Origin of the sequence: Cognataquiflexum rubidum, from assembly GCF_022538115.1 — a bacterium.
GTDB lineage: Bacteria > Bacteroidota > Bacteroidia > Cytophagales > Cyclobacteriaceae > Cognataquiflexum > Cognataquiflexum rubidum.
Genome location: NZ_JAKZAL010000001.1, coordinates 312706 through 326761 on the forward strand (window position 1 = coordinate 312706; position 14056 = coordinate 326761).

10 protein-coding genes are annotated in these 14056 nt (G+C 42.2%); 4 read left to right on the plus strand and 6 right to left on the minus strand.

Annotated elements, in window-relative coordinates; all coding sequences use genetic code 11:
• Positions 1-171: 171 nt before the first annotated feature.
• The 4 genes from MMU05_RS01400 to MMU05_RS01415 form a co-directional block, all read right to left on the minus strand.
• Positions 172-2853, minus strand: coding sequence for a carboxypeptidase-like regulatory domain-containing protein (locus tag MMU05_RS01400; protein WP_241139875.1), 2682 nt, complete (start codon positions 2851-2853; stop codon positions 172-174).
• A 104-nt stretch (positions 2854-2957) separates the two neighbouring features.
• Positions 2958-3821, minus strand: a complete 864-nt coding sequence (locus tag MMU05_RS01405) for a FecR family protein (RefSeq protein WP_241139876.1) — start codon at positions 3819-3821, stop codon at positions 2958-2960.
• A gap of 6 nt (positions 3822-3827) precedes the next feature.
• A complete protein-coding gene (locus tag MMU05_RS01410) occupies positions 3828-4364 on the minus strand; it encodes an RNA polymerase sigma factor (RefSeq protein ID WP_241139877.1) in 537 nt (178 codons plus the stop codon).
• Positions 4365-4430: 66 nt separating this feature from the next.
• Positions 4431-5222, minus strand: a complete 792-nt coding sequence (locus tag MMU05_RS01415) for a PepSY-like domain-containing protein (protein WP_241139878.1) — start codon at positions 5220-5222, stop codon at positions 4431-4433.
• A 330-nt stretch (positions 5223-5552) separates the two neighbouring features.
• Between MMU05_RS01415 and MMU05_RS01420 the strand changes: the two genes are divergently transcribed.
• Positions 5553-6161 (plus strand): PQQ-binding-like beta-propeller repeat protein, encoded by a 609-nt coding sequence (locus tag MMU05_RS01420; RefSeq protein ID WP_241139879.1) that lies wholly within the window; start codon positions 5553-5555, stop codon positions 6159-6161.
• 529 nt (positions 6162-6690) lie between these two features.
• Here MMU05_RS01420 and MMU05_RS01425 read toward each other — a convergent pair.
• Entirely contained in the window at positions 6691-7848 is a 1158-nt protein-coding gene (locus MMU05_RS01425) for a PQQ-dependent sugar dehydrogenase (RefSeq protein WP_241139880.1), read from the minus strand.
• Between the two features lie 138 nt (positions 7849-7986).
• On the opposite strand from MMU05_RS01425, the gene MMU05_RS01430 reads away from it, so the two are divergent.
• Positions 7987-9111 carry a sugar phosphate isomerase/epimerase family protein gene (locus MMU05_RS01430; protein ID WP_241139881.1) on the plus strand — a complete coding sequence of 375 codons (1125 nt, stop codon included), beginning with the start codon at positions 7987-7989 and terminating at the stop codon, positions 9109-9111.
• A 287-nt stretch (positions 9112-9398) separates the two neighbouring features.
• Here MMU05_RS01430 and MMU05_RS01435 read toward each other — a convergent pair whose 3' ends face one another.
• The gene (locus tag MMU05_RS01435) at positions 9399-10649 is read right to left on the minus strand and encodes a dipeptidase (protein ID WP_418884451.1); all 1251 of its coding nucleotides are present in this window, start codon (positions 10647-10649) and stop codon (positions 9399-9401) included.
• Between the two features lie 391 nt (positions 10650-11040).
• Between MMU05_RS01435 and MMU05_RS01440 the strand changes: the two genes are divergently transcribed.
• Positions 11041-12756, plus strand: a complete 1716-nt coding sequence (locus tag MMU05_RS01440) for a hypothetical protein (protein ID WP_241139882.1) — start codon at positions 11041-11043, stop codon at positions 12754-12756.
• Positions 12757-12927: 171 nt separating this feature from the next.
• A complete protein-coding gene (locus MMU05_RS01445) occupies positions 12928-13929 on the plus strand; it encodes an acyl-ACP desaturase (RefSeq protein ID WP_241139883.1) in 1002 nt (333 codons plus the stop codon).
• The last annotated feature ends 127 nt before the right edge of the window (positions 13930-14056 follow it).

A 14056-nucleotide genomic window follows, 5' to 3' on the forward strand; every position in this document is an offset into this window, starting at 1 on the left:
GAATAGGGTCAAATGATGGAAAAAAAGAAAGAAGACATTCATATTTAATTGACACCTCAAACTTCCCTTTTTTTGGTGTAGACCCTTTTCCTCACTTCACCTTTTTGCTCCCAAAAACCAATCTGGCCTATTTTTCATTACCACATGCAGCGGAATTAAGAGTTTGGTTACCTAGAAATTGATCTCAAAAGAAACATTTGGCGTAATTCCCATCAGGGGCACATAAGTAGTCGCAAGAATTTGATCCCTGTTGTTCCTCCTGTCACGGGGAGCGACCACTGAAACTTTGGTGTCGAGAATGTTTTCTCTGTTGTAAAGGTTAAAAATACCCAATGAAACATTGGCCCTGGACTTGCCAAGATCTAGAAAATACCTTGCACTTACATCCAATCTATGGTATGCCGGCAATCTTTCGCCATTCCGTTCAGGAATCTGTAACTGGATTATCTGAGGACCATTTTGGGAATTTGATGGCCTGGTGACAACCTCCTCAAAGGAGGAAAACGGCTTTCCTGAACCATAAATCCAGGTAGCCGAAAACTCGAAATTCTTGAATGCATATACCCCAAACCAATTGATCTCGTGACGCTGATCGTGGTCTGCAAAAAAGGCCCTGCCCTGATTTATCCTTGGAAATGTATATTTAACCTGAGAAAGGGTATAGGTCACCCAACTTGAAAAATTTCCCAAATCTCTTTTGACCATCATTTCCACCCCTTTAGCTACCCCGTCTCCTGAAGTGAAGACCCTGTTTTGGTCTTCAAATTGGGTTATCAGACTCCCATTTCTAAACGCGTATTCCATCAATCCTTCAAAGTTTTTTTGGAAAAAACTCAAAGTGAAAAGGTTTTTGTTTACCGCATATTCAATCCCCAACAAGCCATGCCAAGCTAGCTGAACCGGGACATTCTTCCCATTGGCCAAAATCCAGAAATCACGGCTTCCCTGCAGGACATTCTTGGTATTGGATTGGTTGATAAACTGATTATAAATCCCTGTCGCTCCCTTTAATTGAAGTGACTCATTAAGTTTATGGATAAATGAAAATCTGGGTTCAAAATAAATTTTACCCGTGGTAGAGAAATAGCTGCTGCGAAGTCCCGGAGAGATGGAGAAGCTAGGGCTCAGGACAAAAGTCCCTTGTAAATAATGTACCAAAAGGTATTCGTTTAGCTCGGATTTATCTACCAGCAAGGAATCATTTGCCACATATTTCAGCTGATTGTTATACAGAGAACCTGATATTCCTGTTTCGATGGTACTCGAATTTCCAAGGGTCCATTCATGATCGAGTTTGATGGTAAGATCCTCGATATTATTGAGCTGATCCTGGGATGCTACAGTTTGGAAATTACCCTGACCGGATGATTTGACGTCAGAAGTTGCTATTTCCTGAAAAGTGCTTTCGTAAAATGAATAAGAAATAATGGCGCTTGAATGATTGGTGCTATTCCATTGCCTGGAAAAATTCAGGGAGGTTCCCACGTTTCCCCAATTTATTACCCCCAGCTTTTTTGTTGACACTGAAAGGGTGTCTCTAAAATTTACCTGTGAATTTTCCGTATAGTTCAGCAGGTCATTGCTGTCATAAAAGCTAAATGAAATTTGATTTTTGGCGCCTACTTTGGAAGATATTTTGAAGTTGATATCTGAATAGTAAAAATCAGGTTTTACCTCGGATTGGATCGTCCGCGGGAATAAAGGACCCCGCGGGCCTTCAGTTATGCTGCTCTCGAAGATGGAAAAAATATCCTCAAACAGCGAAGAAGACCACACATCAGTGTAAGACCTTCTACCCGAAAAGAATAAAGTGGCGCCCCTGTCTGACAAGGGGACTTCCAGGGACGTATTGACGCTCAGCAAATTAAATCCCAAGGAACCTTTTGTCTCATTTCGGTTCCCATCCTTTCCCGAAATATCGACCACACTTGACGCCCTGCCACCATATTTTGCTTCAAAACCGCCTTTGTAAAGTCTCAAAGACTTGATAGCATAAGGATTAAAAGCGCTGAAGTACCCAAAAAAATGGTCAACGTGATAGACGGTGAATCCATCGAATAAAAATAGATTCTGGTTGTTGGTCCCGCCATTGATATTGAGTCCGGAAGAAATTTCATTGGTCGCATTTACTCCGGGCAATAACTGAAGAGATCTCAATACATCCACCTCTCCCACGGAAGGAGTCTGCCTCGCATTGATGGGGTTGTAGGTGATTTTGCCCGCCTGACCTCCGGTGCTGAAATGGTCAATTTCCTGATCTGCAATAATATATTCTGCCAGCTCTGTCACCTTGGCTTTTAGCCCAATCTGAAATCTTTTATGTTGGTTTTGTTCACTGAGTACGAGAACAGTATCCTGATATCCAAGATAGGAAACACGGATCTTGTTGATTTTTCTGGTATCGGAAATAAAAAAATAACCTTCCTCATTTGACAGAAAGTTCGTTTGGTTTTCCTCATTCCAAACCGCCGCGTAAGGTAAGTTTTCACCTGTCATGGCATCACTGATGACTCCTGAAAATTCAGAGAGTGCAAGCGGTTCATTTTGCTGTTGTTTTAGCTTTTTGATGATGATGGTATTCTCATCTATTAGTTCAAAGCCAAGGTTTGTATTTTCCAAAATCTTCACAAAAGCTTCCTCAATCGAAAGATTCTGGATGCTTGCATTGACCAAAACATCCCGGACATTTTTGTCACTAAAAGCGACCTTGAGTCGATAGTTTCTTTTCAAAACCTGAATGACTTCTTTGAGAGGAACATTTCTAAATTCCTCATTGACCACAGTTGCCCGATTTGCCAACGTGACATTGGCAATTAGAATAAAAAAAAGGACAGGAAAGAGGGTTCTCAGCATGCGGGTTTTCGATGATTGAAACTCATTTTGTTGTAGAAACAACAAGCCCTAAGGGGAAGCGGATATCAGTATTTTGGATTTAGATGATATTTTGATCTATAGGTTTATTTGGTAAAAGTAAATTCCAATGAATTGCCCATTCGGAAGTACTGTAAACCCAAAGGTTCACAAACCAATTTGAGTGCTTTGTCCAAGTCCTTATTGTCGAAGTATCCTGTATATTTTTGATTTCTTAATTCCTCAGGAAACGAGATTTCAAGGTCAAATTGTCTTTCTAATTCTGAGATGACATCTTCTACATTCTCCTCTTCAAAATAAAATTCACCTTGGAGCCACGTGGGGCTGGTTGGAGTGGATAGGGAATAAGACTGCAGATCAGATTGGTTTATAACCACCCCATCACCCGGTAAGAGTATCACTTTTTTCTGGGTGGCATTGGAAGTGACCGCTACTTTGCCGCTGAGGCATTCCACTTCATATTTTCCCGGACGGGAATAAATGTTAAAACTTGTGCCCAGGATTTGAGTCATTCCCAAAGTGGAATAGATTTCGAACTTTTCACCTTTTTGGATTTCAAAAAATCCTTCTCCCTCAAAGGTTACCTTTCTGCTGAAATTCCATAGAAATTTATTGTAAGCGATTCTGGAATCAGCATTCATATGGACGATCGATCCATCAGGCAATTCCACTTGTTCAAATGCGGTTTTGCCCACTTCGACAGTTACTTCATTGAATGCGATCAGGGCATACAGGGAAATGACCATTAATGTCAATGAGGCTGCGATTTTATAGACAATGTGAATTGGTTTTTTGGTGTCAGCTATGGGATTTAGGACCCGGGTTTTGGACTCCAAAGGAAGCGCCTGATCAAGCAAATCCATCATGTTTGATACGGCATCATCATTTGGCTTTTCCTCAGTAGGAAAGGATAACAGCTTGTCTTTAATTATTTTATCAAACTTTTCCATTTTTCTTTAATTGGATTTTTCCAAAAGTGCCCGCTTTAATTTTGCCCTTGCGATAGACAGGTTGGATTTAGAAGTCCCTTCAGAAATCCCGAGTTTCTCGGCGATTTCATGATGTTTGTACCCTTCCATGACATAGAGGTTGAAGGTGATTTTATAAGAAGGTGAAAGACCTTGAACCAGCGCCATAATTTCCTCTGCAGAAAGCGCTTCCAATGCATCTTCAGATCCGCTTGACACATCGTATGCCTGATCGATATCATCCTGGAAGTAATGTTTTTTATTCTTTCTGAAATGATCAATGGCCGTATTGACAAAAATCCTGTTCATCCATGCTTTGATTTCCAGTTCAGGATTGTAGGCTTCTATGTTGGTAAATACCTTCAAAAAACCATCATTGATCATTTCTTCGGCTTCGGTCCTGGAGTGGGAATACCTCAGACAAATACTCATGGCAAAGCCATAATATTTCCTATAAAACGCTGCCTGTGCATTTCTCTGGTTGGACTTGCATCCCAAAATCAAGTGCTTTTCCTCTTCTGTCATTCGAAATGTTGAAATGACTCCGGGAATATTTCGATCCCCGGAGTCAAAGCCAAACCAAATATATACTTATCCTTTATTCATACCACAGGTTTTCAATTCAATAAACTCGCCGCTTTCATCAAAAATCAAAGCGCCTACGCCGGCCACCAAGACATGAATTTCCACTTTTTCTTTTCTGGTACCCTTGCGTGCTCTTAAAATTTCATTGTCGGGATAATTCTCTGCGATGTAGGAAGTAATGCTTTCAGGAAGGTCTTCAATTTCAATTTTTTGGAAATTTGGGCAGATCCTTACCTGTTTTTCCCTCAATTTCAAAAACGCTCCATCTGCATCGAAAATTACGATCCCTATTTCCTTGACAAGGACATGGTATTGGTTCAACTCTTCCCGTTCAATGAAAATGACTTTAATTATTTCATTTTCTGAATAGTTTTCCCTCAGGTATTCTTTTGCAGCATCCGGCAAATCAGCAGGGTCGATCACATTTGGCTTGGGTCCATCTTCTCCCGGCCTTCTCGGAGGACGGCCAAAGCCACCTCTTTTTCTGTGTCTTCCTTCACAGTCTACTTCCGCACCATCTTCTCCGAAAGCCCGGATCCTGCCATTTTCGGAAAACACCAAATTCATTTGATTGGTGAGATTTGCTTCAAATGAAACTTCCTTTCCGTCGGTAATCCGAAAAGCGGAAGTAACGACCTCTCCTTCAAAATTGTCAGAAATAAATGTTACCGCCGATTGGGGAAGATCAACTTCGGTTATTTCTGTGACAGATATATCCTCTCCCGGCAATCCTTCTTCCTGTTGGCATCCACTGATAATTCCCATAAAAATGGAAGCCATTAAAATTTTCTTTAACATGTTGTTTTCAGTTTTTGTGGAACATAAAATTTTTGAATTTGAACCATTACGGAGGCTGCTGTAGAAATGGTTGGTCGATGGGTAAAAAAAAAGTGCAGGTTTTTTTAGAATTATTTTGAATCCAAAAGGAAGGCTTTGAGTCGTCAGACTATTTTGGGTTCCTATTTTATTTCCTTATTCCCCCCTGTTTCCATTGGGATATACCTTTTTGATCTTAATTTTAGTCTGTTAAAAATGTCTAAATGAGGATATAAGTAGCAAGAAATTGCGTCAGGGTGATTGGGATACCTCAACGTCCAACCTCCACAAACCACGAATAAATCAAATCAGATGAAAGACCGAAAAAACATTTTTTTATTGATGGCAACCGGAATGCTTCTATTTGGCTGTTCTCAGACCAAAGAATCCAAAGAGAAATTGACCAGTCCTATCCCAACGGAAATAATTTCTGTTGACAATGAATATATCATAGAAGGGAATTCCATTGAAGGATTTAAAATCGGTGATACTTATTCCGAGAAATCCCCTGAACTGAATTATGAAAAGAAGTTGAGCCCTTCTTACACGGATGAAGGGATTGATACCTTAAATATGGTATCGGTTAGCGACAAGTCGGGTAAACTCTTTGACATAGTATTGGAAGAATTGACCATCCAAAAGATTTGGATCGAGTCAGGCCGATGCAAAACGAAAGACGGGATTTCGGTGAATTCTTCTCTCTCAGATTTTACCAAAACTTACCCTGATTTTGAAATTTTTTATTCTTACGTATCGGATTCGTTTTGGGCGAGTACTAAGTCACTAGAAGGAATACAATTCCACCTTGATAAGGAATGTTATTCAGGGTCTAAAGATGGATTAAATGCCAGCGACATGGTGGAGTTGGATCCTGAAGATTTTAACCAAAACTGTAAAATAGTATCCATAGCGGTATTTTGAAAACAAAGGGAGGAATCCCCGATGGCGTGAAATTCAAAATGAATTGATCAATCAACCTTCCCTGTTTTTGGTGTAAACTCCAATCCTCACTTTACCTTTTTCCTCCCAAAAACCAACAACATCGCATTTTCATTACCCCGAGCGGCGGTGCAGGGAGATTTGTGAGAGTATGAGATTCAGAAAAGCACCTTGCACGGGGTTAATAATATTCAGCCCACTTCGGGGCTGTTGGTCGAAGAAAACCAGATAATAGAAATTTCAATGGTTTATTATTCAGGAATCGTATACTTCAGGAAGATCCTTTATTAGAACACCTGTGGGCAGGAAGATCCGTCGCGGTGGACAGGGCTGAAGTGGCACTCCGCAGTTCCTTACCTCCCGATAGCTCGGGATGCTTACTTTTCGTGGTAAGACAAAAAGTGACACGAGAAAAGATCGCCAAAATGAGGTCTATTGATTGAAAAGAAAAAAACAAACCCTGTCAGAAAAATCTGACAGGGCTCTATTTTTAAAATCGAATGATGTGCAATTACCTCTGTGGGATCAGCTTCACCAAAAGTCCGGTAGCCTCAGTGATAGCATAAATATAGCCATCGGGGCTTTCAGAAACCTGCCTTACCCGGCCGATATCTTTCAATAGCGTCTCTTGGCCAACATACTTGGTCCCATCCAATTCTACCCTTGCGATCTGCATTCCGGCCAATCCACCTACCAAAATATTTCCTTTCCACTCAGGATATCTGTCTGAAGTAACAATGGCCACACCACATGTCGCAATGGAAGGCACCCAATAGGTAACCGGCTGTTCCATTCCTTCTTTTTCGGTCAATTCAGTCAAGATAGTTCCGTCATAATTGATCCCATATGAGATGACAGGCCAACCGTAGTTTTTGCCTTTTTCGATCAGGTTTAGTTCATCACCGCCTTTTGGTCCATGTTCGACAGCCCAGATTCGGTTGTTTGCCTTGTCATATACCATGCCTTGTGGATTTCTGTTTCCATAAGTCCAAATTGATGGTGAAGCTCCGGGAGTATTGACAAAAGGATTGTCTTCAGGAATCCTACCGTCATCATAGATTCTGTGGATTTTGCCATGGTCATTGTCGAGTTCCTGTGCGTTGGCAGGTCTAGAACCTTTGTCTCCGTTGGAGAAATACAGGTAGCCGTCATTGTCAAACACGATCCTTGACCCAAAGTGTCTGCCGCCTTCCCACTCAGGTCCGCACACAAATACCTCTTCCAATCCTTCCAAAGCATTGCCGTTGAGCTTTGCCCTTGCGATAACCAAGACCTCTCCTTTGCCTTGCTTTTTGGCGTAGGACATGTAAATCCACCCGTTTTCCTCATACTTTGGGTGAACGGCGATATCCAAAAGTCCTGCTTGATTGACCTCGCTTACAGCCGGTACACCTGTTAATTTTTCTCCTGTGGATTTGTCATCCTTAAATACGAGTATCTCCCCTTTTCTTTCAGTGACAAGCAATCTTCCATCCGGCAACCAAGTCATTCCCCAAGGACTGATCAGAGTGGTGGTCAAAGTATCAACCTGAAAAGTCAGCTTTTGCGATACCACGGCAAAGGGACTAGGCTCAACTTTTTCCTCAGTTTGGGGTGGATTGGAACAGGAAGAAAAACCCAAAATAAGGCTTCCTCCCAAAATAAAAGATAAGTTCTTAAGTGTTTTCATTTTTTGGTGAGTAGATTATCCTCAAAATTAAGCAATTATCCCTGAAAATGTTTTTTCGATTTGATAAGCGGACGGCATTGGCGGGATTTGGCTTTTAAAACCAAAACAGGGTATTTATCTTTAAAAAAAACTACTACTATGAGCAATCAGATTTGGATCATGACATCCGCTTTTGACCAATTGGATTTGGATCAAACCATCACCAAAGCCACCGAAATCGGAGTTCAGGGATTGGATGTTTGTGTTTTCAGAAAAGACGGCACTAGGGATGACTTTGTGGCAACCCATATGGATTATGAAAACTTCGATCCCGAGGCTGCCAATAAGATGATCGACAAGTTCAATACCGCCGGACTTCGGCTTTCCATCGGTGCTTTTGAAAACCTGATTGGCGGCGATCCTTTTCACAAGGTAAAAAACCAAAACCACCTGCTGAAACTGATCCGGATGGCTTACCTGATGGGCGGAGATGAGAATGATGTGAAAGTGGGAACTTTTGTGGGTTACAACCATGAATTGGGCATCCAAGAAAATGGTTTCGAGAAAAATCTCGAAGAATACCAAAAAGTCTTTTCTCCGATCATCCGATATGCGGAAGACCTTGGGGTCACCGTCTTATATGAAAACTGTCCCATGGAAGGTTGGCGCTCTTCAGGATACTCTACGACATACAACAACCTGACCGGAGTCTTGGCCGCAAGGAAAATCATGTACGACCTGATCCCGAGCAAAAACCACGGGGAAATCTATGACCCTTCGCATGATGTCTGGCAGCATACCGATCCTGTGGAAGTGATCAGACATACAGATATGTCAAGGTTAAAACGTATCCATGTGAAGTCGACTAGAAATAATCCTGATCCATTTTGGGGAAATATGTACCCTATGCAACGCGTCAAACCCGAATGGGCGGCAAAAGCAGGAATCCCATCTAGTCAAAATGAATGGGACAGACACCATTACGAGGCGACTTTACCGGGATTTGGGTTGGGGGATAGCATGGATTGGAGAGCCTTTGTCCATATCCTGAAGGAAAAAGGATTTACCGGACCATTCGAAATCGAGAATGAAGCCAAACTCTCCAAGCAAACAGGAAAAATGGGGGCTATTGTCCAAGGCTGTAAAGCAGCGGTTCAAAATCTGGCGCCTTTGCTTTGGGAATTGTCAGACAATGGATTTGAATATCCAAAGTCAGAGATCAAGCCATTGAAGCAAATGGGGAATAAGGATATTCCGGTGGGGACGATGGACAAATTGAAATAGGAAGGTATCAGGCCGGAACCAAGAGAATTCCCTTCCCATTTCGGTGTAGATGATTCTCCTTCTTGGAAAATCTGTGACCGAAATACAAAGAGAATCATATTTCTTTTAACCCCGTGCGACGGTGCACCGAGATTGGTGTAAGTATAAAATCAGATTAGCACCTTGCACGGGGCTACCGATATTTTGCCCCGATGGGGCTGTTAGTTTATGGTCTGGTCCAAGAAATATCCCAATTTCAATTTAGTATCGACCAATATCAGGACGAATAGAGATATCTGATCCATAACTTATTTCCCTGAAGCCGCAATCACCGCATCCCAAACCCTGAAAATATTCTTGTAACAGATCTTTTCGATGTCTTCTTTGGAATATCCACGCTTGAGAAGTTCAGCTATAAGGTTGGGATACATGGATACATCCTTGAGACCCGTTGGCAGGCTATCCCCCACCCCGTCGAAATCAGAACCCAAACCCACATGGTCAATTCCAACCAAAGCCACTACATGGTCAAAATGGTCAGCCACTTTTTCCACATTGGGGAATGGATTATTCTCAGCGGAATATTTCTCGATATAAGCCACAGCTGCCGAATCGGTGCTGCTCAAACCGTTTTCTGCAAGCCAATTGACAATATGCTCCCGAACTGCTCCGGACTTTTCATTATATTCTCCATCGACAAAACTTCCCCCAAAGTTGATCATGATGACACCACCGTTTTTGCCGAGGGCTTTGATCATGTCATCTGCCATATTCCTTTCAAATCCCGGAGTAAACTTCCTTGCTGAAGAGTGGGACGCGATGACGGGAACATCTGTTACTTTCATCACATCGTAAAATGTGCTGTCCGAGACGTGTGAAATGTCCACCATGATCCCTACCTTATTCATTTCTTTGACAACGGCTACACCATAGTCACTCAAGCCATTGTGCGTACGCGTGGTATCGTAAGAGGAATCCCCGATCAGGTTGTCTGTGCCATGGGTGAGGGTGATATACCTGATGCCGCGGTCGTAAAAATATTGGACATTGTTGATGTCATCTTCGAGCGCAGCCCCATTTTCCATTCCCATCGGAAATGAAACTTTACCCTCCTTGGTGTTTTTCTCAATATCAGAAGGGGAATATGCCATCGCAAATTTGTCAGGCCATGTATTCACCAACCTTTCTGTCATCAGGATCAATGAATCCGCCAAAACCTTTGCCCCTCCCCTGTCCTGATAGCCTGAAGGAATATAAATCGACATAAACGGTGCGTCCAAGCCCCCTTCTTTTGATCTCGGAAAATCAAAATTACCGCCATCAGTCCGGACGGATACATCCAAAATCTCCCGCTGAAGGGTAAAACCACCAACTTTCATCCTATAAGGAAGGTCCACATGCCCATCTACCATGATGGTATTTTGGGCCATTTCTTTTGCGGCAGCAAGTCTTTCCTCATCTGACAGCAGGGTATAATTTATGGTTTCGGTTTTTTGGGCACAACCAAAAACGAAAGCCGAGGCAATCAACAAAAGCAGGGTTTTCTCATAGCAGGTCAATCAATATTTTTTAGTTAGGGGAGATTGGATAAACTTTTCCAAAGTTCGGAATGGATGTTTTAAGATTCTTATGGTCTTCTCCCAACTTTGGAAAAGGTTTTCATAACGCAACAGCACTACATTGGGAAGTCAATATAAAAGATTAAAGTAAAAATTTAAGGATAATTTATATGGATTTACGCAATTCATTTTTTTCTTAATGCTGACTGAAATGCCCGGTACATCCTTGCCCTCCAGCAACCGGAGGTCTTCCGTCTTCCGTCTTTCTTATTGACAGACGGTCAGAATTTGATAAAAAAAGGATTTTATATCCGCTTATGTAATAGATTTTTCTACTTGAATCCTATAAATGGAAATTTGGCTAAATTAAAAGAAACCAAAGAAGATTCCTATGAGGCTGCTGTCTTTCCTGATGTTATTGCTGATTGTTTCGTGTAATGCCCCGACTACCCCATCTGCCAAGATTACAATCCAGCCAGAATTAGCCGAAGGCATAAAAGACGGTAGGCTGTTGCTGCTTTTTCACCATGATAAAAAAACAGAGCCGAGGTTTGCGGTGTCAGATGATGTCACTTCGGCCCAAGTGATGGGGATGGATTTTGAAGATTATCAGGCTGGGAACTCATTATCTTTTGATTTTGGGACATTTGGATATCCCATCGAAAACTGGCAGGAAATCCCTGCAGGCGACTATTGGGTGCAGGCTTTTATTGTAAAGCACGAGACATTCAACCGGGCAGATGGGCATGTCATCAAGATGCCTGTCGACCAATGGGAAGGCAGACAGTGGGCAAGAACTCCGGGAAATGTCTATAGCACTCCCAAAAAAATCTCTTGGGATGGGGAATCAGGGGTAGACATCCATATTGACCAAATTATTCCCCCGGTTGCTGAACCGCAAGACACGGAATTTATAAAGCATATCAAATTCAAAAGTAAGTTGCTTTCTGACTTTTGGGGAAGGGATATTTATCTAGGCGCACACATATTATTACCAAGGGATTTTGATAAGAATCCAAATGAATATTACCCTTTGATGATTTATCATGGGCATTTCCCCTCTGATTTTGGGGGATTCAGGACCACGCCACCTGACGAAAACATCGAAGAAACCTACAATGCCCGCTTCAACATCTATGGTTATGAAAAAATCGAGCAGCAGGAGGCTTATGATTTTTACCAGAAATGGATTTCTTCTGATTTCAAAAAATTCATCATCATCGAAATCCAACATGCCAACCCGTTCTATGACGACAGCTATGCCGTCAACTCGGAAAATATCGGCCCTTACGGAGATGCGATTACCTATGAATTGATCCCACATATTGAGAAGCAATTCCGCGGAATCGGAGAAGGTTGGTCAAGGTTCACTTATGGCGGTTCGACCGGAGGATGGGAAGCTTTGGCTGTGCAGGTGATGTATCCCAAAGAATACAATGGCTGCTTTGCTGCTTGTCCTGACCCGATAGATTTCCGTGCCTTTACGACTGTGAATATTTACGAAGATCAAAATGCCTATTACCTCAACGGACCTTTCAGGACTACCGACCGGGTTGGAAAAAGAAATTACCTGGGGCATGTTTCGGCTATGGTCAAAGACATGAACCACAAGGAACTTGCTCTCGGCGGGACCAAAACCAGGTCCGGTGACCAATGGGATGTTTGGCAGGCGGTCTATTCACCTGTCGGGGAGGATGGCTATCCAAAACCGATTTGGGACAGGTATTCCGGAGAAATCGACAAAGAAGTGGCCAACCATTGGAAAGAAAATTTTGACCTCCGCTATATTATGGAAAGGGATTGGTCCAAACTTGGGAAGGATTTAGAAGGGAAAATACATATCTACTGTGGGGACATGGATAATTACTACCTGAATAATGCCGTTTATCTTACTGAGGAGTTCCTCGAAAAAACTTCCGAACCTTATTTTGGTGGAGAGGTTAAATACGGGGACCGCGCCGAACACTGTTGGAACGGTGACCCGACCCAGCCAAATTATATTACCCGCCTCAGGTACAATACCATGTATTTGGACAAAATCGGCAAAAGACTGGAAGAGACGGCACCTTCTAATTTCAACCAAAAAACTTGGACACTGACAAAATAATCAATTGTAAAATAGAGAAACCCGTTTCAGAAATTGGGTTTCTTAGTACCTAATGACACTAAATGTGATTACCTTTACTTAGAATTTATATAAATTATACGATTGCAGCCTTTTATGAATACCCTGTCCCAACTTGGCAAGGAGGGTTTTAAAGGCAAAAAATAAAAAGTCATGAATAATTCAGAAAATATCAATTACGAACTAGAAAAAAACATGGAGGTCATTTCCCAGCTGGATGGCTTCGTCAACAATGCTGTTGAAACAATATTGGTAGACCCGGATGAATGCTGGCAACCCTCTGATTTTTTACCCGACATGGGTCAACCTGATGCTTTTGACGAGGTCAAAAAACTACAGGAAAGAGCAGCCGGAATCCCGGATACCATCATCACTTCTCTGATCGGAAATATGATTACCGAAGAGGCGCTTCCAAGCTATCAGACCTATTTCAACTTATTGGAAGGAATCAATGTAGAAGGAAGTCTTCTGAGCAACTCGGGTTGGGTAAGATGGTCAAAAGCATGGACCGCTGAAGAAAACCGTCATGGTGACCTGCTCAACAAATACCTCTACCTCTCAGGACGTGCCGATATGAAAAAAGTAGAGCAGACTATCCACAGGCTGATCTACAACGGTTTTGATCCCAAATCTGAAAAGGATCCTTATCAGGCCATGATCTATACGTCATTTCAGGAGAGAGCCACCAAAATCTCCCATGTGAATACAGGGAAATTGGCTGATAAAGCCGGAGACGATGTGCTTTCAAGAATCTGCAAAACCATCGCAGGTGATGAAGCACGACATGAAAAAGCCTATAAAAGCTTTATGAGTCAGATATTCGAAATTGATCCAAACGGAGCAATCATCGCTTTTGAGAAAATGATGCGCAAGAATATTGTGATGCCGGCAGTTTTGATGGGGAAAGGCAGCAGTAATCCCACTCTTTTCGATCAATTCTCTGCCATTACCCAAAAAATCGGTGTTTATACCGGTTGGGATTATGCCCGGATCATCGAACATCTGGTCAAACTTTGGGACATCCAAAACCTCACCGGGCTAAATGATGCAGCTTCCAAGGCGCAGGATTACCTTGCCCATCTTTCGGACAGGTATATGAGACTAGCCGACAGAATGAAAGCACCTGACGAAATCTCCCTGGCTTGGTTGAAATAAAAATATGATTATCTGCTATCCTCCTGCATAATTAAGAAGGCGCTCAGGGTTGCAGATAATCGACCACAGTCCACTGTCCATAGCAACTGAAATTGAACTTCGGACCTAGTTTTATATAGATACGGGC

Bases quoted from the DNA above. Each gene is read 5' to 3' on its own strand.
- MMU05_RS01430 (WP_241139881.1), top strand. From the start codon at position 7,987: ATGAGCAATCAGATTTGGATCATGACATCCGCTTTTGACCAATTGGAT.
- MMU05_RS01400 (WP_241139875.1), bottom strand. From the start codon at position 2,853: ATGCTGAGAACCCTCTTTCCTGTCCTTTTTTTTATTCTAATTGCCAAT.
- MMU05_RS01445 (WP_241139883.1), top strand. From the start codon at position 12,928: ATGAATAATTCAGAAAATATCAATTACGAACTAGAAAAAAACATGGAG.
- MMU05_RS01410 (WP_241139877.1), bottom strand. From the start codon at position 4,364: ATGACAGAAGAGGAAAAGCACTTGATTTTGGGATGCAAGTCCAACCAG.
- MMU05_RS01425 (WP_241139880.1), bottom strand. From the start codon at position 7,848: ATGAAAACACTTAAGAACTTATCTTTTATTTTGGGAGGAAGCCTTATT.
- MMU05_RS01415 (WP_241139878.1), bottom strand. From the start codon at position 5,222: ATGTTAAAGAAAATTTTAATGGCTTCCATTTTTATGGGAATTATCAGT.
- MMU05_RS01420 (WP_241139879.1), top strand. From the start codon at position 5,553: ATGAAAGACCGAAAAAACATTTTTTTATTGATGGCAACCGGAATGCTT.
- MMU05_RS01405 (WP_241139876.1), bottom strand. From the start codon at position 3,821: ATGGAAAAGTTTGATAAAATAATTAAAGACAAGCTGTTATCCTTTCCT.
- MMU05_RS01440 (WP_241139882.1), top strand. From the start codon at position 11,041: ATGAGGCTGCTGTCTTTCCTGATGTTATTGCTGATTGTTTCGTGTAAT.